Origin of the sequence: Escherichia ruysiae (genome assembly GCF_031323975.1) — a bacterium.
Taxonomy (GTDB): Bacteria; Pseudomonadota; Gammaproteobacteria; order Enterobacterales; family Enterobacteriaceae; genus Escherichia; species Escherichia ruysiae.
Map to the genome: position 1 here is coordinate 3671019 of NZ_JAVIWS010000001.1, position 25641 is coordinate 3696659.

Here is a 25641-nt window from a genome sequence, read left to right on the forward strand (position 1 = left end):
CATAATGAAGAGGCACTTTATGAAAACTATCGGTTATGCCGCACTCTCTTCCGATGCAAAACTGGTTCCTTATCATTTTAAACGTCGTGAGTTACGGGACAATGATATTGCCATCGAAATTCTTTATTGTGGCGTTTGTCACTCAGATTTACATACAGTTAATGGTGACTGGGGGCCTCAGCCTTATCCGTTAATTCCGGGGCACGAAATTGTCGGTATCGTGAGAGCAGTGGGGCAGGGGGTTAAAAAATATCAAGTAGGCGATCATGTTGCCGTTGGCTGTATGGTCGATAGCTGTATGCATTGCGACCAGTGTGAACAAGGTGAAGAACAGTATTGCCGCCACGGGATGACGCCAACCTACGGTGCTAAGGATCGGATTAGCGGCGAAATTACTCAGGGAGGCTACTCCAAACATATTGTAGTACGTGAAGAATTTGTACTGCGGATCCCTGAAAATATGGATTTAGCCAAAACTGCGCCGATTCTCTGTGCCGGAATTACCACGTTCTCACCATTACGTACCTGGAATGTTGGCCCAGGCAGCCGTGTTGGCGTTATTGGGTTAGGCGGTTTAGGTCATATGGCTGTAAAACTGGCTGTCGCGATGGGGGCTGACGTTACTGTGATTAGCCGGACTAAAAGCAAAGAAGCAGACGCAAAATTGCTCGGTGCAAAAGGCATTCTGCCGTCTTCAGACCCAGAGGCATTACAGATGTCAGCCTGTGCATTCGATTTGATTATCGATACAGTTCCCGTTAAACATGACCTGAATATCTACACCCCATTGTTAGATATTGATGGTTCATTAGTTATTGTTGGACAGGTTGGACCAATGGAAGAACCGTCAACAATTCCTCTGATTATGGGGCGTCGCCGTGTTGCTGGCTCACTCATCGGCGGTATTGCAGAAACACAGGAAGTGCTGGATTTCTGTGCGAAGCATAATATTTATCCCGAATGTGAAATGATCAATATTGATCAAATAAACGATGCTTTTACTCGCCTTGCAAAAGGGGATATGGCACATCGTTTTGTTATTGACATGGCTTCACTGAATGCTGAGTAACGGAATCATTCAGCGCAGAGCTTCTGTATATTTTCCAGCAACTCACAAGAAAGGCGTTCAATAATGGAACCCAAAATGTGTTTGAGAGCAGGAATTTGCGCTGAGCACTAACAGACATTTTTATATTAAAAAGCCAGAGTCTTGCGATAGCCCTGGCTTTTGTCTGCCTGATGTTCAGTTTTTTTTATGATGGCGTAGCGCATCAACAACCAGCTGGAATGCTTTTGAGTGATTTCTGTTTTCCGGGTAATAAATATAATAACCATCCCAATAAGGACACCAGTCTTCAAGTACACTGATCAGTTCGCCGCTGGCGATGTATTTTTCCGCAATATCGCGTGGAACATGCGCCAGGCCGTAGCCCTCTAACGCCGCCTGCAAATTTTGATAGATACGGCTAAACACCAGTTGACCGCTGACTTTGACATTCAGGCTTTTTCCTTCTTTTTCAAACTCCCACGCATACAGATTGCCATGCGTTGGAAAACGAAGATTAATGCAGTTATGACTAATAAGGTCATCTGGATGCTTTGGATAAGGGTGTTGAGAAAAATATGCTGGCGAACCGACAACAGCAAAGCGCACGTCGGGACCAATACGTACAGAGATCATACCGCTGGATATCTGTTCTCCCAGGCGCGTTCCTGCATCGAATCGGCCGGATACAATATCCGTTAAAGTATAATCATCAATTAATTCCAGATTTATATCCGGATATTCTTTTAGTAATGGCTCAAGTTTTGGCCAGATGACAGACCTGATAGCGTAATCAGATGTGGATATTCGAACGGTTCCAGCAGGCTTCTTGTTGAGATCTTTTAGTTGCTGCAATGTTCCCTGAATCCCATCAATATAAGGCCCCAGCTCATCAAGCATTGATTGCCCTACATCCGTCAGCGATATGCTGCGGGTGGTGCGAGTGAGGAGTTTCATACCCAGACGAGATTCAAGGGTGCGCATACTGTGACTCAAAGCTGATTGTGATATCCCCAATTGAGCAGCAGCCCTGGTGAAACTCTTTTCACGCGCAACAACGATGAATGCCATTAAATCATTAAGATTTTCTCGTGCCACTCTCTGCCTCTCATTGCGGGAAAAAGATATCTGTTTACATGTTAGCGTGAGAGATATGGTAAGCCCCAACCTTAAACAAGGAAACATTGAGCATAAAAATAGCGTCAGCCTTACCTGTACAAAGGGAAAACTGACGCCTGAAAAATTAAACAACAGATTCTGTTCTGATTATAAAGAGTTAAATTTTAAAATCTGAACATGACTCATTACTTCGTTGCTTAAGGATTTCCCGCGCCGAATCAGCCATTATCATGACTGCGCCAGCCAGCATCAGGGTATCTTTCAACACCAGACGACCGGCTCCGGATAAATAGGGAAAACCATGATGAGCATCCCCCAGAGCAGGCACCCAGGCTTCAGGAGTGGTGATTAAAAATGAGAGTGTTACCAGCGGTGTGGCAAATGACATTAATCCACCCAATAAACCCAACCACCGGTTAACAGGATTTGCTAACACCAGCAGAGCAATCATCACCTCCACGACGCCAAGGCCATTGGAAAAACCATAGGTATTATTAGCAATTTGCCATGTCCGGGCTTCCGGCTTATATTCGCCTTCGTGAGTCAGATACTGTTTATATTCTTCCGGATGTTCATAGAAGAACGACATTAGCGGACTGTTCGCGACGAATGGTGTAATGCTGTCGGCCTCGTAAGGGACAAACTTTAATAACCCAATCCACATAAAAACAATCGCAATGCTCAGACGAATCAATGTCAGGCCAATTTTATCTCCCCGACTTAACAGGTGCAGGTATTTTTCCATTATCAACGTCCTTATTTATACAATACTGCCGTCGCGGTTGAGTTGTTATCAATCCGCATGGAGGTAATTTTCCATGATGATGCGTCATGTTTTCTGGCGATATCAGCAATGGCATCCTCCAGAACTGTCGGTGATGTTGATACTGACGAGACGCTGACATGTTTCAGAACTATTTTGTCATCTGCATTGGTGGAAAAAGCCATAACACCAGATAATAGCATTGCAAATAAAACAGTTTTTTTAAACATATAAAATACCATCAATGAAGTGATTGAGGAATTATAGAATAAGCAAAAATTGATAAAATTGTTTTCTCTGAGACACCAGAATATTTGTCCTGGCGTCTGATTTTAGGTTTATTTGACTAATGAAAATAGATCATTGAGTGATTCGCTCATCGACGGATGAGTAAATATCTGATCGCGTAATATGCTATAAGGCAGCCCGGCATCCATCGCCATTTTCACAATATTGATCATCTCGTGGGAGTCAACACATAGCAGTGATGCCCCTAATATACGTTGGGTTTTATTATCGATAATCGCTTTTAATACCCCACGGGTATCGTTCATCACTCTGGCGCGCGGAATTGCCGCTACAGGCAATGTAACCACCTGAATATCTGCACCACTCTCTCTGGCTTGTTCTTCTGTCATACCAACCCGAGACAGTGGAGGAGTCATGAATACGGAATAAGGCACATTTTTCCGATCATCAGTACTACGTTTGCCTTCTCCCAGTAACTCATCGCGCACAATGCGGTAATCATCCAGTGAAATATAAGTAAACTGCAGCCCGCCGGTAACATCTCCCATCGCCCAAATATTGTCTGCGGTGGTATGTAATCGCTTGTCAACGACAATTGCCCCGCGCTCGTTCACCGCAACCCCGGCATTTTCTGGTTTTAACGAGGCGGTAGCAGGCTGGCGACCGGAAGCAATTAACAGGACATCCACCGCCAGTTGAGTGTGTCCGGTATGCACTTGTACTTTATTTTTATCGTGGCTGATACGCTGCACATGGGCGTTGAGGATAATATCCACTCCCTGCTCGCGTAAAATAGTCGCGATATTATCAGCAATGTCCCGATCTTCCCGAGGCAAAAACAGAGGCGCTGCTTCGAAAATAGTCACCTTACTGCCAAAATTAGCGAACATAGAGGCGAACTCAATGCCAATATATCCCCCGCCCAAAATACCTAAATGTTCGGGTAATTCCTTCAGGTTAAGTAATCCGGTACTGTCATAGACGCCTGGCGTCGTGGTTATTCCTGGAATTGATGGAACCACAGTTTGTGCGCCGGTATTAATAAAAATTTTCTCACCGTGAATCTCCAGATTTCCCTCTGGTCGATGAATACGCAGAATATGATTATTGATAAACTCCGCTTGCCCGACGATCACGTCGATATTGGGCATATCCGCAAGATTATGGAAATTCTTATTGCGTAAGAATTTGACGACCTCATCTTTACGCTGCATGGCACGGGAAAAATCTGTGTGCTGTTGTGCGTCATGAACCAATGTTTTGGTTGGGATGCAGCCGATATTAATACATGTCCCGCCATACATTGCATTCGATTGTTCGATGAGAGCCACACGCCAACCCGCTTTAGCCAGCGTGACGGCTAATGTTTTTCCTGCCTTACCAAAACCAATAATAACTGCCTGATATTTATTCATGATAATTTCCTGTCGAAACGTATTCATTTGACGTAATGACTATAGACGTAAATGCGCAAATAACACTTCTTCACAACGCTTGATATTTTGTCTTATCGTCTGATGTTCGTTGTTTTTTAATCAGGGTCACAATATAACGATGATGATTAACTTATTGATGATATTGGCTTAAGTCTTATATAAGATTATTGCTATCTATAATCAAAAAACTACTCAGGAGTCTGATATGGATGCCCTTAGCCGTTTGTTGATGCTTAACGCTCCACAAGGAACGATCGATAAAAATTGCGAGTTAGGAAGTGACTGGCAGCTTCCACATGTTGCGGGGGAACTATCGGTTATTCGTTGGCATGTGTTAACACAAGGTGCGGCGAAACTGGAAATGCCGGCGGGGCAGACCTTTACATTGCGCCCTGGGAATGTGGTTCTGCTACCACAAAACTCAGCTCATCGCCTGAGTCACATTGAAAATGAATCGACCTGTATCGTATGTGGCACTCTTCGGCTGCAACGTTCGGCGCGTTATTTTTTGACCTCTTTGCCGGAAGCTCTGTTTTTGGCACCGGAAAGTGACAGCGTGGAGTTTAACTGGCTGAGGGAGGCGATTCCTTTTTTACAACAGGAATCCAGAGCGGCAATGCCGGGAGCGGATGCTCTGTGTAGCCAGGTATGCGCCACACTCTTTACACTCGCCGTGCGTGGATGGATCGTACAGGCTAATACGGAGAAAAATATTCTCAGTTTGTTGCTTCATCCTCGCCTTGGCGCGGTGATTCAGCAAATGCTGGAAATACCTGGCCATCCCTGGACAGTCGAATCGCTGGCCAGCATCGTTCACATGTCCAGGGCAAGTTTTGCCCAACTTTTTCGTGATGTTTCTGGAACCACGCCACTGGCTGTATTAACAAAGTTGCGGCTACAAATAGCGGCTCAGCGGTTTTCCCGGGAAACGCTCCCCGTCGTGGTGATCGCTGAGTCAGTAGGCTATGCCAGTGAATCATCCTTTCACAAGGCTTTTGTTCGCGAGTTTGGCTGTACTCCAGGTGAATATCGGGAAAGAGTCAGACAGCTTCAGGAGGTTATCTTATAAGCTAAGTATGGATAAGATTATCTGTTATAAAAATAGAGCAAGTCATACTCAGCGTAGCGGGGAAAAACAGCCGGATGTTCTGGTAGAAATAAAGAACATCCAGGCATTCTAAAGGTAAGATTTCTGTTACTTAATCTTTGTATGCATCCTTATCCATATAAAAGCGTATGGTTAAGAAAACCACTTTATCGCATAAACCAGAAATAAAAGAGACCTACTTTTAAGCCAAGTATTGCGATGTAAGCACAGCAGTATTTCATGGTGCCAGACATTATTTGATTGGCTTGCCCTTCCATTTTTGTGGCAGAAACGGCAATGGCAATACTTTGCGGTGAAATCATTTTCCCACCCGTGGCACCGGAAGTATTTGCCGCCGCCAGCCAATTGGGATCGATATGCAGCTTGCTGGCTGCAATAGTTTGTAGTTTGCCAAACAAAATATTCGAGTTAGTGTCGCTGCCGGTGACAAAAGTACCCAGCGCACCAATGACCGGCGCGAGAAAGACGTATGAACTTCCGGTGAGATCGACAATTGACCGTGCCAGCGTAGAAATAATGCCGCTGAGATCCATAACTGTTGCCATGGCGACAATGGCCATAATCGCAATAATAGAATTTTTAAGCTGGAATACGGTTTTGATAAATACTTCCAGCATACCGCGTGCTGATGCCCCCTGAATAAAACCGCCGAGAATAGTTGCAAAGATAATCAACATTCCAGGCGTTGTGAGCCATTCTATTTTTAATGCTAATGTTCCGCCATCGACCAGTGAAAAATGCAGCACTGAAGCCAGCTGAGATGCTGCTGCTTTTATCGTTGGGAATAACGGTGAGCACAGCAGAATAAAGACAAAAATAAACAGGTAAATAGAACCGACCCGGAACAGCACCTTTGCCGAACGTGGTGCCATTTCACGGGTATGGCTGGCTTCAATACGCCACTCTGGGTCTACTTCACCTTTGCGCAGACGGCTGGCAATTGCGACAGCGAAAAGGCTAGCCAGGCTGCCAGCAAAAGCGGGCAATTCGGCACCAAGATGGACGGCAACAAAGTATTGCGGAATAAGTGTCGCGATGCCACATAGCAGTGTGATAAGGAATACGCCGCGAATCGCTTTCACGCCGCCGCCAATAATACAAATAATGACAAAGGGCAGCAGGAGATTAAAAATCGCTAATTGTAGAATAATTGTGCCACCTAAGGTGTAAACAGACAGATTAACCTGCTCGGCGAGGATTGAAACCGGAATACCTACCGCCCCAAACGCTGTAGGCACCGTATTGGCAACCAGTGAAGCAATTGCGGCTTTCAGTGGGTTGAATCCCAACGCGATGAGGATACCAATAGGAATGGCGACCGCAGTACCGTAGCCGGCAGCAGCCTCAAGAAAACCACCAAAACACCATGAAATAAGGAGCACCTGGATACGCTTATCTTCGCTAATACTGGCGAGAATATCGCGGAGAATATCCAGAGCTTTGGTTGCCTGCATGACGTTATAACTGAATATTGCACCGAGGATCACAATCACGATCGGCCATAATCCTTTGAGTGCGCCATAACCCACTGAGGCTTTCAGATTCTGTATTGGCATGTCCCAGAACAGGACAGATAAAGCCGCTGTAAATGCCAGTGATATCAGAACTGAATAATGAACAGGTATCTTCAGTTTCAGAATCAAAAATACCATAAGGAGCAAAGGTGAGAGTGCAATAGCAAACATTAAATATCCGTGCATTTCTATTCCTGACTATATTTATCAACCTTGTTTATCTATTTTTCCGATGGAGGTTATCTCATTATTAAAATAAAAAATGCAAACTGAATCGCTTCAGTAAAATAAAATTACACATTGTTAATGTTTGTATATTTATTGTTAATATTCTGATTTATAAAATAATGTATGTATATTTTAACAGCTCCTTAATGAGTAACTCTAAATAGGTATTCAAGGTCGGGTTTATGAATTTTGTGACCCACTTAAGTCAAATTTTCACCCCAGTGTTGATAGCTGGTGTCTTTATAAAAATGTGAGCGATGCCGAAAGAAATAAAATTAGTTATTGCATCCAGGTATTGAATGACGGATTATCTGTTTTGTCATACAAATGAGTTTGGAATTGTATTTTATTACTTAATAAAAAAGAGCCCCTATTTTTATTGATGATTGATAACCCAGAAGGGGTGGTTGCCATCGGGCATAAACAGAAATGAAGTAATGGAGTGTTGGTTGTGAATGTAAATTTCTTTGTTACCTGTATTGGTGATGCACTGAAATCAAGGATGGCACGAGACTCCGTGCTGCTACTGGAAAAACTCGGCTGTCGCGTAAATTTCCCGGAGAAACAGGGATGCTGCGGTCAGCCTGCGATCAATAGTGGTTATATCAAAGAAGCGATTCCGGGGATGAAAAATCTGATCGCTGCACTGGAGGATAACGACGATCCCATTATTTCACCTGCTGGTTCCTGCACCTATGCCGTAAAAAGTTACCCGACGTATCTGGCGGATGAACCTGAATGGGCATTACGTGCCGAAAAGGTTGCCGCGCGTATGCAGGATCTCACCTCTTTTATTGTTAATAAATTAGGGGTAGTGGATGTCGGCGCCAGCTTGCAGGGGAGAGCGGTGTATCACCCATCTTGCAGCCTGTCCCGTAAGCTGGGGGTGAAGGACGAGCCACTTACGCTGCTGAAAAATGTACGCGGACTGGAGCTGTTGCCCTTTGCCGAACAGGACACTTGCTGCGGGTTTGGCGGCACGTTCTCGGTCAAAATGGCCGAAATATCCGGCGAGATGGTGAAAGAAAAGGTTTCGCACCTGATGGAAGTCCGCCCTGAGTATTTAATTGGCGCTGACGTGAGTTGCCTGCTGAACATTAGTGGGCGATTACAACGTGAAGGGCAGAAAGTCAAAGTGATGCATATTGCTGAAGTGCTGATGAGCCGCTGAGGATATAAATATGTCGATCAAAACCAGTAATACAGAATTTAAGACACGCATCCGTCAGCAAATTGAAGATCCGATCATGCGCAAAGCGGTGGCAAATGCGCAGCAGCGTATTGGTGCAAATCGGCAAAAAATGGTTGATGAACTAGGGCACTGGGAGGAGTGGCGCGATCGCGCTGCCCAGATACGTGATCATGTTCTGAGTAATCTTGACGCTTATTTGTACCAGCTCTCAGAAAAAGTGACGCAAAACGGCGGTCACGTCTATTTTGCAAAAACCAAAGAAGACGCTACCCGCTACATTTTACAGGTCGCCCAGCGTAAAAATGCGCGGAAAGTGGTGAAGTCGAAATCAATGGTGACCGAAGAAATTGGCGTCAACCATGTGTTGCAGGATGCTGGCATTCAGGTGATTGAAACCGATCTGGGGGAATACATTCTGCAGTTGGATCAAGATCCGCCATCTCATGTTGTGGTTCCGGCTATTCATAAAGATCGCCACCAGATCCGCCGGGTGCTACACGAACGCCTGGGTTATGATGGCCCGGAAACGCCTGAAGCGATGACCTTATTCATTCGCCAAAAGATCCGCGAAGATTTCCTCAGTGCTGAAATCGGTATTACCGGCTGTAATTTCGCGGTGGCAGAAACCGGTTCGGTATGTCTGGTGACTAATGAAGGTAATGCGCGAATGTGTACCACGCTGCCTAAAACGCACATTGCGGTGATGGGTATGGAGCGTATCGCCCCCACGTTTGCCGAGGTAGACGTATTGATCACCATGCTGGCGCGCAGTGCCGTTGGTGCGCGTTTGACGGGATACAACACCTGGCTGACAGGACCGCGCGAAGCAGGACACGTTGATGGCCCTGAAGAGTTTCATCTGGTTATTGTTGATAACGGACGCTCCGAGGTGCTGGCCTCTGAATTTCGTGATGTGCTGCGCTGTATTCGCTGCGGAGCCTGTATGAATACCTGCCCGGCATATCGCCATATTGGCGGTCACGGATATGGCTCTATTTACCCAGGACCAATTGGCGCGGTGATTTCTCCATTGCTTGGCGGCTATAAAGATTTTAAAGATTTGCCTTACGCCTGCTCTTTATGCACGGCCTGTGACAGCGTTTGTCCGGTGCGTATTCCTCTGTCGAAACTGATTTTACGCCATCGTCGGGTGATGGCTGAAAAAGGAATCACCGCAAAAGCAGAGCAACGGGCGATCAAAATGTTTGCTTATGCCAATAGTCATCCGGGATTGTGGAAAGTCGGAATGATGGCTGGCGCCCATGCGGCAAGCTGGTTTATCAATGGCGGCAAAACACCGCTCAGGATCGGCGCAATTAGCGACTGGATGGAAGCACGCGATCTTCCTGAAGCTGACGGAGAGAGTTTTCGTAGCTGGTTTAAGAAACATCAGGCGCAGGAGAAAAAGAATGGATAATCGGAGCGAATTTTTGAACAACGTTGCTCAGGCACTGGGGCGCCCGCTGCGACGTGAACCGCAAGCAGAAGATGCGCCGCTTAACAACTATGCTAACGAGCGGCTTACCGAACTTAATCAACAGCAGCACTGTGATGCGTTTATCCAGTTTGCCAGCGATGTCATGTTGACGCGTTGTGAACTGACCAGCGAGGCGCAGGCGGCAGAAGCGGCATTACGTTTGTGTAAAGAGCTGGGAGATCAGTCGGTCGTGGTGAGTGGCGACAAGCGACTGGAGGAGCTGGGGATCAGTGGACGTTTACAGCAGGAATGCAATGCCGCTGTTTGGGATCCGGCGAAAGGTGTCGAGAATATCGCTCTGGCGGAGCAGGCGAAAGTTGGCGTTGTGTATGCTGAATATGGCTTAACAGAGTCGGGAGGTGTGGTTCTTTTTTCCGCCGCTGAGCGCGGGCGTTCATTGAGTCTGCTACCTGAGTCCTCTATTTTTATCTTGCGTAAAAGCACTATTTTGCCCCGAGTGGCGCAGCTGGCAGAAAAATTGCACCAGAAAGCGCAGGCCGGTGAACGTATGCCATCCTGCATTAACATCATCAGTGGTCCCAGTTCAACAGCGGACATTGAGCTTATCAAAGTCGTTGGGGTTCACGGGCCGGTGAAGGCGGTGTACCTGATTATTGAGGATTGTTGAGAGAGAGATTGGCGGCCATTCTGGTATGAACATCCAGAATGGCGCTGTCATATTGAACGGAATAACTGCTCTATCTGGGCGCTCAGAAACGGGAGCGCATATACCAGGGTGATGGAAAAATAGGCAGTTAAAACACCCGTTCATTTGTGTTATGTTTGGTGGATAAAAATAAACCGAACGTCGATTGTTTGTGTCATTATAGTTTTACGCTGTAAAGATTTAGTGTAAAAATCCACGCTTATATTTTTACAGCATTCAGATGCTTTCCTTGTAATCACAGTTAAATCCCGCTGAGATTTATTCTTTTCTTAATAATATCTTATATTTTTGCTGAATGGATTCAGTCCTAAGTTGATATATTATTTTTAATAAGATAAGTCTTATATTTATATACTCATTTAGTGTTACCAATTTTTCTTATATTAATATGAGCTCTCATTGCTTTGCTTTGGACTATATTTTGAGTTGATCTGGATTCGTAGATACATATAATGCGCCTGTGTTCAAAACTGGAAGTTAATGTAAGGATGATGTTGCGGTTGTTAATTTGGAAAACGTGTCCAGTGGAGAGTTAGCCCTATATTACCCTCTGAACTGTATGCCTGAATTATACAGTTTTCGATATTATGCAGTCTTTTTGAATTTTTATATCTCTCATGAGTCGAGGTGCGGAATTTAATTCACCTCGGTGTATGAGAGCTTGGTTTTGTCTGGATGCATTGCTGGAGAGTCTCATGAATAAAATATATCGGCTAAAGTGGAACAGGTCCCGTAACTGTTGGTGCGTTTGCTCTGAGCTGGGAAGTAGAATAAAAGGAAAGAAGGCAAGAGCCGTTTTAATTAGCGCGATAGGTTTATATTCATCTCTGGCGTTCTCTGGTGATGTCACCGTGAACCAGGACAAGACTATTGATTTTGGCAAGGCCGATCAAAACATCGATTACCGTATTACGGTTACTGATAATGCTAATCTGGTTATCGACGTTACAGACACTTCTCGTCCACGTTTCACGCTCAATTCTGGTGGTGGGTTGGATATCACCGGAGGGAAAGTGTATATCAATGGTCAGCTTGATGTATTGCTGAAAGGGACGGGTTTTCTAAACGTTTCAAATGCCGGTAGTGAATTGTATGCTGATGATCTCTATGACTCAAACTCTGGCTCCAGGCACGATCGCGGCTATTTTAATGTCTCCAACGGCGGCAAAATTCATGTTAATGGCACCAGTCGTCTGACTTATACGCAGGGAAATGTCAGTGGCGAAGGCAGCCAGGTAAATTCCAAAACTTTCTTCATGGGCGTTTACAGCAGTTACGGTGGAGATCAGTACCTGTCTGTTAATAACGGTGGTGAAGTTAATGCCAGTGAGCAAATTAGTCTGGGCTATTATAATCAAAACTCCGATACCACACTTGCTGTTTCAGACGGCGGCAAAATTTCTGCACCGAAAATTAGTTTAAGCACCAATTCGGAGTTGGCGTTAGGTGCACAGGAAGGGAGTGATGCGAAAGCAGCAGGGATTATTGATGCCGAAAAAATTGAGTTTGTGTGGGCTTCGACATCCGAAAAGAAAATCACATTAAACCACACGGATAAAAACGCGACTATTTCCGCTAACATTGTCAGTGGTAGTGAGGGGCTGGGCAATATCAATGCGCTCAGTGGCACGACTTACTTAACCGGTGATAATTCTGCATTTAGCGGCAAAGTAACGATTGGCCAAAATGGAGCTTTGGGGATCACTCAAAATATAGGCACGGCAGATATCTCTAATCGCGGAAAATTACACCTGAAGGCTGACGATAGCATGACCTTTGCCAATAAGATCTCCGGCAACGGTACAATCAGTATCGACAGTGGGACGGTTGCTTTGACCGGTAATAATTATGCATTCAGCGGATATATTGATGTTGCCTCCGATGCTGTAGCTGTTATTACTGAAGAAAAGAACATCGGTAATGCGGATCTGGATGTTGATGGCAAATTGCAAATTAATGCCAACAAAGATTGGGTATTTGATAACGATCTTCAAGGTAAAGGCATTGTTGAAATAGACATGGGGAATCATGCATTCTCCTTCGATGAGTTTGCTTACACCGACTGGTTCCAGGGTTCACTGGCGTTCCAGAACACGACATTTAACCTGGAACAGAATGCTGAGTTTCTGCAGAGAGGCGGGATCACTGCGGGTCAGGGAAGTCAGATAACGGTGGGTAATGGTACTCACTCCATTAGCACTCTGGGGTTCTCCGGCGGAACCGTTGATTTTGGTGCTCTGACAACTGATGCACAGATGACAGAAGGAACCGTCAAAGTTAGCAAAACGCTGGATCTACGGGGCGAGGGGGTTATTCAGGTTGCCGACCGCGACGTTGTAAGCTCAGTATCTCGTGATATTGACTCTGCATTATCGCTCACTGAAGTTGATGATGATAACAGCGCCATTCTGCTGGTTGATGCGCAGGGGGCGGAGGTGCTGGGGGATGCGGGCAATCTGCAATTGCAGGATAAAAATGGACAAACTCTCTCCAGCAGTGCGCAACGTGATATTCAGCAGAATGGGAAAAAAGCTGCCGTTGGCACTTATGACTATCGTCTGACGAGTGGGGTAAATAATGACGGCCTGTATATCGGCTATGGCCTGACGCAGCTTGATTTGCAGGCTACTGACAGCGATGCCCTGGTGCTGAGTGCCAATGGTAAAAGCGAGAATGCCGCCGATCTCAGCGCAAAAATTACCGGTAATGGTGACCTGGCATTCAGCAGCCAGAAAGGCCAGACTGTATCGCTTTCTAACAAAGACAACGACTATACCGGTGTTACCGATCTGCGTAGCGGGACGCTCTTGCTGAATAACGATAATGTGTTGGGTAATACCCAGGAACTGCGTCTGGCGGCAGAAACTGAAATGGATATGAATGGTCATAGCCAGACCGTGGGTACGCTCAATGGTAGCGCCGATTCGCTGTTGAACTTAAACGGCGGAACTCTGACTCTTGCCAACGGGGGCACTGCAACCGGTTCATTAACGGGGAGCGGGACGCTGAATGTTCAGGGTGGTACGCTGGATATCGCGGGCGATAACAGCAGCCTGACGGCGAATATGAATATTGCTAACTCAGCTCATGTCCTGGTAAGCCACGCACAGGGATTGGGTAGCGCAAACGTTGAGAACAACGGCACCCTGGTGTTGAATAATAGCGGTGAAAAAAGAGCGGCTGTGCCAGTGAGTTACAGCCTGGGTGGCAATTTGACCAACAACGGCACGCTGATGACCGGGATGTCAGGACAGCAAGCGGGCAATGCGTTAGTGGTGAAGGGGAACTACCACGGTAATAACGGTCAACTGGTTATGAATACGGTACTGAATGGCGATGATTCAGTGACTGATAAACTGGTTGTTGAGGGCGATACCAGCGGCATGACGTCCGTTACGGTGAATAACGCTGGCGGTACAGGCGCTCAAACCCTTAACGGTATCGAACTTATCCATGTAGGTGGTAAGTCTGAGGGGGAGTTTGTTCAGGCGGGGCGTATCGTTGCGGGCGCGTATGACTACACTCTCGCACGTGGTCAGGGGGCAAACAGCGGTAACTGGTATCTGACCAGCGGTGGTGAGTCAGTTGAACCGCAACCGGAGCCTGAGCCGATGCCGGAGCCGAATCCGGAGCCGAATCCGGAGCCGAATCCGGAGCCGAATCCGGAGCCGAATCCGACACCAGAGCCGACGCCAGAGCCAACGCCTGTTCCTGACCAGACTCTGGATAATGACCTGCGCCCGGAGGCTGGTGGTTACATCGCGAACCTTGCGGCAGCCAACACAATGTTTACCTCCCGACTGCATGAACGTCTGGGGAGCACATACTATACCGATCTGGTCACGGGTGAGCAGAAACAAACCACCATGTGGATGCGTCATGAAGGGGGTCACAACAAATGGCGTGATGCAAGTGGCCAGTTGAAAACCCAAAGCAATCGCTATGTTCTGCAACTGGGGGGCGATATCGCGCAGTGGAGTATAAGTGGCAACGACCGCTGGCATCTGGGGGTCATGGCTGGTTACGGTAACAGTGACAGCAAGACTATTTCATCGCGCACCGGTTATCGAACTAAAGCAAGCGTGAATGGTTACAGCACGGGGTTATATGCGACCTGGTATGCGGATGATGAGTCACATAACGGGGCGTATCTCGACAGTTGGGCGCAGTACAGCTGGTTTGATAACACAGTGAAAGGTGATGATTTACAGAGCGAATCTTATAAATCAAAAGGGTTTACCGCTTCACTGGAGGCTGGATACAAGCACAAATTAGCTGAATTTAATGGCAGCCAGGGAACGCGGAACGAATGGTATATCCAGCCACAAGCACAGATTACCTGGATGGGAGTAAAAGCTGATAAGCATCGCGAAAGCAACGGTACTCTGGTGCGAAGCGAAGGAGACGGTAATATTCAGACCCGACTGGGCGTGAAAACCTGGCTTAAGAGCCACCATAAAATGGATGAAGGCAAATCCCGCGAGTTCCAGCCATTTATGGAAGTGAACTGGCTACATAACAGTAAGGATTTCAGCACTCGCATGGATGGCGTGTCAGTCTCTCAGGATGGAACCCGAAATATTGCCGAGATAAAAACCGGGGTGGAAGGACAGCTAAATGCCAACCTGAATGTCTGGGGAAATGTGGGCGTTCAGGTTGCTGACAAGGGATATAATGACACCTCCGCGATGATTGGCGTTAAGTGGTCATTCTGAACTGAATAATTCGTAAAAGGAGAGGGAGTCGGATGAGTGACAATTCGACTCTCTGTATTATTTTTTTGCCGCCAGCTTTTTCTGCCAGAAAGGAGACAAGCGGATTTAGCTGGCGCACATGATTTAAGCAAGGTGTGTTAAATGGCTTCGCATGATTTGAGTGTTTTTCTTGAAGAGTTCGGGGCAACCGTTAATCTGACGTTGCCTGGTATTGTGTCCGAGAAAGAACGGCTTTTACTCAAGCTGCTGATGGAGGGGATGTCTGTTACAGAAATATCACAATATAGAAACCGCAGTGCAAAAACAATTTCACATCAAAAGAAACAACTGTACGAAAAACTCGGTATTCAGAGTGATATTACCTTCTGGCGGGATATCTTTTTTCAATATCATCCACAGGTAGTCACCGCCACAGGTAATAAAAATAAATTCTATATCCCTGACAACCGTTGTCACCATATTGTCACGCCTGAAGCCATTAGCCTGGCGCTGGAAAACCATGAATTTAAACCGTGGATCCAACCTGTTTTCTGCGCACAGACAGGGGTACTAACAGGCTGTGAAGTGCTTGTTCGCTGGGAGCACCCGCAAACGGGAATTATCCCTCCGGATCAGTTTATTCCTCTGGCGGAGTCATCTGGCCTTATTGTCATAATGACCCGCCAGTTGATGAAACAGACTGCGGATATTCTGCTGCCGGTAAAACATTTGCTACCGGACAATTTCCATATTGGTATCAACGTCTCGGCGGGCTGTTTTTTGGCTGCGGGATTTGAAAAAGAGTGTCTGAACCTGGTCAAGAAATTAGGTAATGATAAAATCAAGCTGGTTCTTGAGCTGACAGAACGTAACCCCATTCCGGTAACACCAGAAGCCAGAGCGATATTTGACAGCCTTCATCAGCACAACATTACCTTTGCGCTGGATGACTTTGGTACGGGTTATGCGACCTATCGTTATCTGCAGGCGTTTCCGGTCGATTTTATTAAAATTGACAAGTCGTTTGTGCAAATGGCGAGTGTTGACGAAATCTCCGGCCATATTGTGGACAATATTGTCGAACTGGCGCGTAAGCCTGGTCTGAGTATCGTAGCGGAAGGGGTAGAAACCCAGGAGCAGGCGGACTTAATGATCGGTAAAGGCGTTCACTTTTTGCAGGGCTATTTGTACTCTCCGCCGGTTCCGGGTAATAAATTTGTCTCTGACTGGGTAATGAAAGCCGGTGGTTGATGTAAGCCGCTATTCACAGCGCATCGGGAGGTTGGCAGCGATTAATTCTCCCGATGCAGTAAATCCTGATAGATCCCCGTTAATATGCCATTTGGCGCAAATTGCCTTTTAATCCATTGCGTCACCTGACCCGTTGCAGAGTGCTGGGTCGCCAGTAACATGCGTGAATCCTGGCGCGGATTATGAATTTGTCGGGTAACCAGCAGTGATTGCGCCATCGCTTCACGAACCATGTAATCTGGCAAAAAACCAATCCCTTCACCTAAAATCTGGCACTGACATTTGGTGTTGAAATCTGGCACCAGAATCGACTCCTGCCCATGCAGCAACCAACCAACCTTTTTATTAATCGTATGCGCGGTGTCCTCCACCATAATATTAGGGTAGAGACGCAGCTGGCTTTCGGCGATCGGCTCCGGCACAAAGGCTAACGGGTGATCCGGGGCGATAGCAAAAGCCCAGCGAATCGCACCAATCTCGGTGTAATCAATGCCGCCACCGTCCAGCAGCGTATCGGGCGCGCCGATGGCGATATTCGCCTGGTTATTGATAATCGCATCCCAGACGCCGTTATACACTTCGGTGGTGACGGTAATCTGGCAGGTAGGAAACTGCTTTTTCAGCACCTGTAATAAGCGTGCGGTGTGTTTGGGTGTATAAAGTAGCTGATTAATACAAATGCGCACGCGTGCTTCTATGCCCTGCGAAATAGTATCGATGCTGCGTTTGATGGCGTGAAAATCATTCAGCAGGTCGGTGGCCTTGCGGAAAAAATAACGCCCGGACTCCGTTAACTCAATGCTGCGGGTATTGCGGGTGAACAGCACTACATCCAGCCCCGTTTCCATTCGCTTGATGGTGTAGCTAATGGCGGAAGTGGTTAAACCCAACTCTTCTGCCGCTTTACTGAAGCTGCCAAAACGCGCAGCGGTAGTAAATGCCAACAGATTTTCTTCGGTAAAAATTGAGTTCATTAAACCATTCCCGCCATTTTCTAATATGAATTTCTCCAGCCATGACTGTAGAGGTATCGGTTAAAGATAGATAATCATTTTTGAATAACTTTTAATACCCGTCGCGTTTAGTTGTCGCTTCGCTTAATTTTTGTCCGCCATATTCGGAAATTATCCCCACGCAGTTACCCGCCAGAAAACCCAGTAACGTTACCGTCCAGTTCATCCCGCTGGCAAAAAATAGCGTCATGCCGAGAAAGCCACCGGGAATGAATGACAGTAACCAGAAACGTCCTTGCCAGACCACCACCGCTGAGAAGGGCACGGTAGTAATCACGCTTGCCCAGAATCCAGAAAGACCACTTACAGAAGCCAGCCAGCCGGCAGCCAGCGCGGCGAAAAACGCCCACACCATCCCGGAATAATTAACCGCCAGGCTTCTGATAAACCCCGATTTACCGCCGCCTGCGGCATAAAAACTGCAAAAGGCGACGAAGCCAATGGTTCCTAATAATTCCCATCCCTGAGAGAGCCCGACATGTGAAGCCACTAACTGCCAAAGCCCAGCACAAATACCGACGGTGACACCCGTTGCCGTGAGTCCGTTCATCTTGTTCCCCTCTGGTTAGACATGGACGAAAGCTACTCTTACATGTGCAGACTATAGAGAAATAAAACCTGATTGAGTGAAAGGGTATCGGGTCAAAGAAACAAATATTGCACTACCGCACACTGCGAAAAGATTGTTGAACATCTTTCAACAAAAAGGCGAAATACGGCGAATTAAATTTAAGCGGGTTCTTTTAGCTGAATTTCGTTGCTATTCTCAATTCATCGAAAACAGCCACAAAAACCAGGGGAATGTTAATGACTATAAATAATCTGCCTGCCGACTATTTATTGGCTGCACAACAGGGCGATATCGATAAAGTAAAAACCTGCCTTGCGCTGGGTGTCGATATTAATACCTGCGATCGTCAGGGGAAAACGGCAATTACGCTGGCAAGTTTATATCAGCAATATGCTTGCATTCAGGCATTAATTGACGCCGGAGCGGATATTAATAAACAAGATCATACCTGTTTAAATCCTTTTTTAATTAGCTGTCTGAACGATGATTTAACGCTACTACGAATTATTTTACCGGCTAAACCCGATCTTAATTGCGTAACCCGTTTTGGCGGTGTCGGCCTGACGCCTGCCTGTGAAAAAGGCCATTTAAGTATTGTAAAAGAGCTTTTGGCGCATACGGAAATTAACGTTAACCAGACCAACCATGTTGGCTGGACGCCATTACTGGAAGCGATTGTGCTTAATGATGGCGGTATTAAACAGCAGGCGATTGTCCAGTTATTGCTGGAACACGGTGCCAGCCCGCATCTGACCGATAAATATGGCAAAACGCCGCTGGAACTGGCGCGGGAACGCGGTTTTGAAGAGATTGCTCAATTGCTGATTGCCGCAGGTGCATAATCCGGGAGGCTTGCTATCGACACACCACAAAGACGGTGTGTGTGGGCGCTAACTGCGGATGCGGATTTTCTGGCGCAGCGGGGGCAAGGACAGGTTGAACAGGTCTTTGCCAGAGCGGTAAATATCGCACTCCCGGCTCGCCAGCAGTTGCTGACGCTGCTTTGTGAAGAATATGACAATGCACCAAACAGTTGTCGGTTGGCACTCACTCACTTTGATGGTCTGTTCCATCATGGCGATAAGGTTCAGTTTGACGAGCACGGGATTACGATTGGTAAAGATATTCATATAGATAAGCATCGTTGTCAGCGTTGGCTGTCCCCAACACTGCAAATGACCGCTCTGAATTTTCACCTTATTGCCTGGCAACAGTGGTACGACATTATTCATCAGCATCTGGGGGAAAATGAAACCCTGTTTAATTATCGCGGCGATAATCCATTTTATCAGGCGTTAAATAAAGAATTACATATCAGGCGACGTGCTGTTATTCAGGCAGTAAACGATAAGCAAAATATCGCGTCAGCGGTCGCTAATATGATTGGATTAGGGATTGGTCTGACGCCTTCAGCCGATGATTATTTAACAGGTCTGGCGCTTGTTTTATTTATTTCCGGGCATCCGGTAGAAAAATACAAAGAGGAATTTTATCTCGGCCTGCAACGCGGCAGAAATAATACCACGTTATTAAGTGCCATAACGCTGGAAGCCGCATTACAACAACGCTGTCGGGAAAATATTTATCACTTTATTCACGGCATCATTAATGACATCCCTGAGAACGCCACTCAGACAATAGAAAAAATTAAACATATTGGCTCCAGTTCCGGCTGCGACATGCTGTATGGCATGGCCGATGGTTGTGCGCTGAGCCAAACCTACGGAGGGAATTATGTCAGTTAAAATAGTCATTAAACCGAATACCTATTTTGATTCTGTCTCGTTGATGTCCATCTCCACGCGTGCAAATAAACTCGACGGTGTTGAGCAGGCATTTGTGGCGATGGCGACCGAAATGAACAAAGGCGTGCTGAAAAATTTAGGGCTGCTGACGCCGGAACTGGAGCAGGCGAAAAACGGCGACCTGATGATCGTTATCAACGGCAAAGCGGGCGTGGACAACGAGCAGTTGCTGGTGGAGATTGAAGAACTGTTCAATACCAAAGCGCAAAGTGGTACGCACGAGGCGCGTTATGCCACTATCACCAGCGCCAAAAAGCATATCCCGGAAAGTAACCTGACGGTGATTTCCGTCAACGGCCTGTTTGCCGCTCGCGAAGCGCGTCAGGCGCTGCAAAATGACCTCAACGTGATGCTGTTCTCCGATAACGTCTCGGTTGAAGATGAACTGGCGCTCAAGCAGCTCGCTCACGAAAAAGGGCTGCTGATGATGGGGCCAGACTGCGGCACGGCGATTATCAACGGCGCGGCGCTCTGCTTTGGTAACGCCGTGCGTCGTGGCAACATCGGTATTGTTGGCGCATCCGGCACCGGCAGCCAGGAACTGAGTGTCCGCATCCATGAATTTGGCGGCGGCGTTTCGCAACTGATCGGCACCGGCGGGCGTGACCTGAGCGAGAAAATTGGCGGCCTGATGATGCTCGACGCCATCGGCATGTTAGAAAACGATCCGCAAACTGAAATCATCGCCTTAATTTCTAAACCGCCAGCGCCGGCGGTGGCTCGCAAAGTGCTGGAACGCGCGCGCGCCTGCCGCAAACCGGTGGTAGTCTGCTTCCTCGGTCGTGGCGAAACGCCAGTGGATGAGCAGGGGCTACAGTTTGCTCGCGGCACCAAAGAAGCGGCGCTGAAAGCAGTGATGCTTTCCGGCGTGAAACAAGAACATCTCGACCTGCATACGCTAAACCAGCCGTTGATTGCTGACGTGCGCGCTCGCCTGAAGCCGCAACAGAAATACATTCGTGGCCTGTTCTGCGGCGGTACGCTGTGTGACGAAACGATGTTCGCGGTGATGGAAAAACACGGCGATGTGTACAGCAACATTCAGCCCGATCCTGAACTCCGCCTGAAAGATATCAACCGCAGCATCAAACATACCTTCCTCGACTTTGGTGATGATGATTTCACCAACGGCAAACCACATCCAATGATTGACCCCACCAACCGTATCAGCCGGTTGATCGAAGAGGCGCGCGATCCCGAAGTGGCGGTGATCGTGATGGATTTTGTGCTCGGATTTGGATCGCATGAAGATCCGGTCGGCTCCACCATCGAGGCGATCAAAGAAGCAAAAGCGATCGCCGCTACCGAAGGGCGCGAGTTGATCATTCTCGCCTATGTGCTGGGCACCGATCTCGATACGCCATCATTAGAACAACAGAGCCAGACGCTGCTTGATGCCGGAGTGATTCTGGCCAGCAGCAGCACCAATACTGGATTGCTGGCGCGTGAATTTATCTGCAAAGGGGAGGAAGCCTGATGAGCCCGTCACTGTTTAGCCAACCGTTGAACGTTATTAACGTCGGCATCGCCATGTTTAGCGATGATCTTAAAAAGCAGCATGTAGAAGTGACCCAGCTCGACTGGACGCCGCCGGGGCAGGGCAATATGCAGGTGGTGCAGGCGCTGGATAATATTGCCGATTCGCCCCTGGCAGACAAAATCGCTGCCGCTAATCAGCAGGCGCTGGAGCGCATTATTCAGTCGCATCCGGTGCTAATTGGTTTTGATCAGGCGATTAACGTGGTGCCGGGCATGACGCCGAAAACCATTCTTCACGCCGGGCCGCCGGTTACCTGGGAAAAAATGTGCGGCGCAATGAAAGGCGCGGTCACCGGGGCGCTGGTGTTCGAAGGGCTGGCGAAAGATCTCGACGAGGCGGCTGAACTGGCGGCCTCCGGGGAGATCACCTTCTCGCCGTGCCACGAACACGACTGTGTGGGATCGATGGCGGGTGTTACCTCGGCCTCGATGTTTATGCACATCGTAAAAAACAAAACCTACGGCAACATCGCTTATACCAACATGAGCGAGCAGATGGCGAAGATTTTGCGTATGGGCGCTAACGACCAGAGCGTGATTGACCGCCTGAACTGGATGCGTGATGTGCAGGGACCAATACTGCGCGACGCGATGAAAATTATCGGCGAAATCGATCTGCGCTTAATGCTGGCGCAGGCGCTGCATATGGGCGATGAATGCCATAACCGCAATAACGCCGGGACGACGCTGCTGATTCAGGCGCTGACGCCGGGGATTATTCAGGCGGGCTATTCCGTGGAGCAACAGCGCGAAGTGTTTGAGTTTGTCGCCAGCAGCGACTACTTCTCCGGCCCGACGTGGATGGCGATGTGTAAAGCGGCGATGGATGCGGCGCACGGCATCGAATACAGCACCGTGGTCACCACGATGGCGCGAAACGGCGTCGAGTTCGGCCTGCGGGTCAGCGGCCTGCCGGGGCAGTGGTTTACCGGCCCGGCGCAGCAGGTCATCGGCCCGATGTTTGCCGGTTATAAGCCGGAGGATTCGGGGCTGGATATCGGCGACAGCGCCATCACCGAAACCTACGGTATTGGCGGATTTGCTATGGCGACCGCGCCTGCGATCGTCGCGCTGGTGGGCGGCACGGTGGAAGAGGCTATCGATTTCTCCCGTCAGATGCGAGAAATCACCCTCGGTGAAAACCCGAATGTCACCATTCCGCTGCTCGGTTTTATGGGCGTGCCGTCGGCAATCGACATCACCCGCGTGGGCAGCAGCGGCATTCTGCCGGTGATCAACACCGCCATCGCCCATAAAGATGCGGGCGTCGGCATGATTGGCGCGGGCATTGTGCATCCACCATTCGCCTGCTTCGAGAAAGCCATTCTTGGCTGGTGCGAACGTTACGGCGTCTGACCTACATGTTTATGCCGGATGCGGCGTGAACGCCTTATCCGGCCTACGAATGGCACAAGAGTTTGTAGGCCTGATAAGACGCGCGAACGTCGCATCAGGCATTTTTCACCATTGCCGGATGGCACAAGAATCTGTAGGCCTGATAAGCGTAGCGCATCAGGCAGTCTGGCGTTGGTCATAACCCCATCACCCTCTGTCGCGGACATAACAACATGAAAGAACTTGTGGTCGTTGCCATTGGTGGCAACAGCATTATCAAAGATAACGCCAGCCAGTCGATTGAGCATCAGGCGGAGGCGGTGAAAGCCGTCGCCGATACGGTGCTGGAAATGCTGGCTTCCGATTACGACATTGTGCTGACCCACGGCAACGGGCCGCAGGTCGGGCTGGATTTACGCCGCGCGGAGATTGCCCACGAGCGTGAAGGGCTGCCCTTAACGCCGCTGGCGAACTGTGTGGCAGATACGCAAGGCGGCATTGGCTATCTGATCCAACAGGCGCTGAACAACCGACTGGCGCGTCACGGCGAGAAAAAAGCCGTCACCGTGGTGACTCAGGTGGAAGTGGATAAAAACGATCCGGGTTTTGCTCATCCCACCAAGCCCATCGGTGCATTCTTTAGTGAAAGCCAGCGTGACGAATTACAAAAGGCAAACCCTGACTGGCATTTTGTTGAGGATGCCGGACGGGGCTATCGCCGCGTTGTCGCCTCGCCGGAACCGAAACGCATTGTGGAAGCGCCTGCTATTAAGGCGCTGATCCAACAAGGCTTTGTGGTGATTGGCGCGGGCGGTGGCGGAATTCCGGTGGTGCGCAGTGAAGCAGGCGATTACCAAAGCGTGGACGCGGTTATCGACAAAGATCTCTCCACTGCACTGCTGGCGCGCGAAATTCACGCTGACATTTTAGTGATCACCACTGGCGTGGAAAAGGTGTGTATTCACTTTGGCAAGCCGCAGCAGCAGGCGCTGGATCGGGTGGATATTGCCACCATGACCCGCTATATGCAGGAAGGGCATTTCCCGCCCGGCAGCATGTTGCCAAAAATTATCGCCAGCCTGACATTTTTAGAACAGGGCGGCAAAGAAGTGATTATCACCACGCCGGAATGCCTGCCAGCGGCGCTGCGCGGTGAAACGGGCACCCATATTATTAAAACGTAAGGACGTAAGATGAAAGAAAGCAATAGCCGTCGTGAGTTTTTGAGCCAGAGCGGTAAGATGGTTACCGCCGCCGCGCTGTTTGGTACGTCTGTGCCGCTCGCCCACGCGGCAGTCTCTGGCACCGCAAACTGCGAAGCGAATAACACCATGAAAATCACTGACCCGCACTACTATCTCGACAACGTGTTGCTGGAAACCGGTTTTGATTACGAAAACGGCGTAGCGGTGCAGACCCGCACGGCGCGCCAGACCGTGGAGATTCAGAACGGTAAAATTGTTGCCCTGCGCGAGAATAAGCAGCATCCGGACGCCACGCTGCCGCACTATGACGCTGGCGGTAAGTTGATGCTGCCCACCACCCGCGACATGCATATTCATCTCGACAAAACCTTTTACGGCGGGCCGTGGCGCTCGCTCAATCGCCCGGCAGGCACCACCATCCAGGACATGATTAAGCTTGAGCAGAAAATGCTGCCGGAGCTGCAACCTTACACTCAGGAGCGGGCGGAAAAACTGATCGATTTATTGCAGTCGAAAGGCACCACCATTGCCCGCAGCCACTGCAATATCGAACCGGTTTCCGGCCTGAAAAATCTGCAAAACTTGCAGGCGGTGCTGGCGCGACGTCAGGCGGGCTTCGAGTGTGAAATTGTCGCCTTCCCGCAGCACGGTTTGCTGTTGTCGAAATCGGAATCCTTAATGCGCGAAGCGATGCAGGCGGGGGCGCATTACGTCGGCGGGCTGGACCCGACCAGTGTTGATGGCGCGATGGAAAAATCTCTCGACACCATGTTCCAGATTGCGCTGGACTACGACAAAGGCGTCGATATTCACCTGCACGAAACCACGCCGGCAGGCGTGGCGGCCATCAATTATATGGTTGAAACCGTAGAGAAAACGCCGCAACTGAAGGGCAAGCTGACCATCAGTCACGCCTTTGCGCTGGCAACGCTTAACGAGCAACAGGTGGATGGACTGGCAAACCGCATGGCGGCGCAGCAAATTACTATCGCCTCGACGGTGCCGATTGGCACGCTGCATATGCCGCTCAAACAGTTGCACGACAAAGGCGTAAAAGTCATGACAGGAACCGACAGCGTTATCGACCACTGGTCGCCTTACGGCCTGGGCGACATGCTGGAAAAAGCCAATCTGTATGCGCAGCTCTATATTCGCCCTAACGAACAGAATTTATCCCGATCGCTGTTTTTAGCCACTGGCGATGTCCTGCCGCTGAATGAAAAAGGCGAGCGCGTCTGGCCAAAAGCGCAGGATGACGCCAGCTTTGTGCTGGTGGACGCCTCCTGTTCCGCCGAGGCGGTGGCGCGTATCTCGCCACGTACAGCAACGTTCCATAAAGGGCAACTGGTATGGGGGCGTGTGGCAGGTTGATGTCCGTTTGAAATGTCTTCAACGGTGAGTCGTAAGAGATTTATCGCCCCAGGGAGTGG

Annotated in this window: 20 protein-coding genes; 13 read left to right on the plus strand and 7 right to left on the minus strand. The window is 48.7% G+C overall.

The features are described 5' to 3' along the window. Positions 1-19: 19 nt before the first annotated feature. Positions 20-1069, plus strand: coding sequence for an NAD(P)-dependent alcohol dehydrogenase (locus RGV86_RS17770; protein ID WP_085460422.1), 1050 nt, complete (start codon positions 20-22; stop codon positions 1067-1069). 174 nt (positions 1070-1243) lie between these two features. Here the strand turns inward: RGV86_RS17770 and RGV86_RS17775 are convergent, their stop codons facing one another. The 4 genes from RGV86_RS17775 to rclA form a co-directional block, all read right to left on the minus strand. After that, positions 1244-2143 (minus strand): LysR family transcriptional regulator, encoded by a 900-nt coding sequence (locus RGV86_RS17775; RefSeq protein ID WP_085460423.1) that lies wholly within the window; start codon positions 2141-2143, stop codon positions 1244-1246. Positions 2144-2321: 178 nt separating this feature from the next. After that, the gene (gene rclC / locus RGV86_RS17780; protein WP_000417409.1) at positions 2322-2909 is read right to left on the minus strand and encodes a reactive chlorine species resistance protein RclC; all 588 of its coding nucleotides are present in this window, start codon (positions 2907-2909) and stop codon (positions 2322-2324) included. 11 nt (positions 2910-2920) lie between these two features. Next, entirely contained in the window at positions 2921-3157 is a 237-nt protein-coding gene (rclB, locus tag RGV86_RS17785; RefSeq protein ID WP_309508467.1) for a reactive chlorine resistance periplasmic protein RclB, read from the minus strand. Positions 3158-3265: 108 nt separating this feature from the next. Next, the gene (gene rclA, locus RGV86_RS17790) at positions 3266-4591 is read right to left on the minus strand and encodes a reactive chlorine resistance oxidoreductase RclA (protein WP_085460424.1); all 1326 of its coding nucleotides are present in this window, start codon (positions 4589-4591) and stop codon (positions 3266-3268) included. A 226-nt stretch (positions 4592-4817) separates the two neighbouring features. Here rclA and rclR point away from each other — a divergent pair, with 226 nt between their 5' ends. Further along, positions 4818-5681, plus strand: a complete 864-nt coding sequence (gene rclR / locus RGV86_RS17795; protein WP_000339577.1) for a reactive chlorine-specific transcriptional regulator RclR — start codon at positions 4818-4820, stop codon at positions 5679-5681. Between the two features lie 185 nt (positions 5682-5866). Here the strand turns inward: rclR and RGV86_RS17800 are convergent, their stop codons facing one another. Continuing rightward, positions 5867-7420 carry an L-lactate permease gene (locus RGV86_RS17800; RefSeq protein ID WP_309508466.1) on the minus strand — a complete coding sequence of 518 codons (1554 nt, stop codon included), beginning with the start codon at positions 7418-7420 and terminating at the stop codon, positions 5867-5869. Between the two features lie 493 nt (positions 7421-7913). On the opposite strand from RGV86_RS17800, the gene RGV86_RS17805 reads away from it, so the two are divergent. From RGV86_RS17805 to RGV86_RS17825, 5 genes are all read left to right on the plus strand, one after another. Further along, positions 7914-8633: a (Fe-S)-binding protein gene (locus RGV86_RS17805; protein ID WP_001102104.1), complete on the plus strand. Its 720-nt coding sequence runs from the start codon at positions 7914-7916 to the stop codon at positions 8631-8633. 10 nt (positions 8634-8643) lie between these two features. Beyond that, positions 8644-10071, plus strand: a complete 1428-nt coding sequence (locus tag RGV86_RS17810) for a LutB/LldF family L-lactate oxidation iron-sulfur protein (protein ID WP_000023938.1) — start codon at positions 8644-8646, stop codon at positions 10069-10071. After that, entirely contained in the window at positions 10064-10759 is a 696-nt protein-coding gene (locus tag RGV86_RS17815) for a LutC/YkgG family protein (RefSeq protein WP_000370408.1), read from the plus strand. The genes RGV86_RS17810 and RGV86_RS17815 overlap by 8 nt, the downstream gene beginning before the upstream one ends. 734 nt (positions 10760-11493) lie before the next feature. Continuing rightward, positions 11494-15513: an autotransporter outer membrane beta-barrel domain-containing protein gene (locus RGV86_RS17820; RefSeq protein ID WP_309508465.1), complete on the plus strand. Its 4020-nt coding sequence runs from the start codon at positions 11494-11496 to the stop codon at positions 15511-15513. 141 nt (positions 15514-15654) lie between these two features. Beyond that, a complete protein-coding gene (locus RGV86_RS17825) occupies positions 15655-16743 on the plus strand; it encodes an EAL domain-containing protein (protein ID WP_000146396.1) in 1089 nt (362 codons plus the stop codon). 41 nt (positions 16744-16784) lie between these two features. Here RGV86_RS17825 and RGV86_RS17830 read toward each other — a convergent pair whose 3' ends face one another. Together RGV86_RS17830 and RGV86_RS17835 are read right to left on the minus strand one after the other, a co-directional pair. Continuing rightward, positions 16785-17717, minus strand: a complete 933-nt coding sequence (locus RGV86_RS17830; RefSeq protein ID WP_001084384.1) for a LysR substrate-binding domain-containing protein — start codon at positions 17715-17717, stop codon at positions 16785-16787. Between the two features lie 91 nt (positions 17718-17808). Then, positions 17809-18306, minus strand: a complete 498-nt coding sequence (locus RGV86_RS17835; protein ID WP_001013863.1) for a DUF1097 domain-containing protein — start codon at positions 18304-18306, stop codon at positions 17809-17811. A gap of 257 nt (positions 18307-18563) precedes the next feature. On the opposite strand from RGV86_RS17835, the gene RGV86_RS17840 reads away from it, so the two are divergent. The 6 genes from RGV86_RS17840 (at position 18564) to RGV86_RS17865 (ending at position 25582) form a co-directional block, all read left to right on the plus strand. Further along, the gene (locus RGV86_RS17840) at positions 18564-19169 is read left to right on the plus strand and encodes an ankyrin repeat domain-containing protein (RefSeq protein WP_085460429.1); all 606 of its coding nucleotides are present in this window, start codon (positions 18564-18566) and stop codon (positions 19167-19169) included. A gap of 39 nt (positions 19170-19208) precedes the next feature. Then, positions 19209-20072, plus strand: a complete 864-nt coding sequence (locus RGV86_RS17845; RefSeq protein ID WP_085460430.1) for an oxamate carbamoyltransferase subunit AllH family protein — start codon at positions 19209-19211, stop codon at positions 20070-20072. Beyond that, positions 20062-21609 carry an acyl-CoA synthetase FdrA gene (gene fdrA, locus RGV86_RS17850; protein ID WP_085460431.1) on the plus strand — a complete coding sequence of 516 codons (1548 nt, stop codon included), beginning with the start codon at positions 20062-20064 and terminating at the stop codon, positions 21607-21609. Before RGV86_RS17845 ends, fdrA begins: the two co-directional genes overlap by 11 nt. Next, entirely contained in the window at positions 21609-23027 is a 1419-nt protein-coding gene (locus RGV86_RS17855) for a YlbE family protein (RefSeq protein ID WP_085460432.1), read from the plus strand. Before fdrA ends, RGV86_RS17855 begins: the two co-directional genes overlap by 1 nt. Before the next feature lie 212 nt (positions 23028-23239). Next, positions 23240-24190 carry a carbamate kinase family protein gene (locus RGV86_RS17860; protein ID WP_000661628.1) on the plus strand — a complete coding sequence of 317 codons (951 nt, stop codon included), beginning with the start codon at positions 23240-23242 and terminating at the stop codon, positions 24188-24190. A gap of 9 nt (positions 24191-24199) precedes the next feature. Then, a complete protein-coding gene (locus tag RGV86_RS17865) occupies positions 24200-25582 on the plus strand; it encodes an amidohydrolase family protein (RefSeq protein ID WP_085460433.1) in 1383 nt (460 codons plus the stop codon). Positions 25583-25641: the final 59 nt, after the last annotated feature.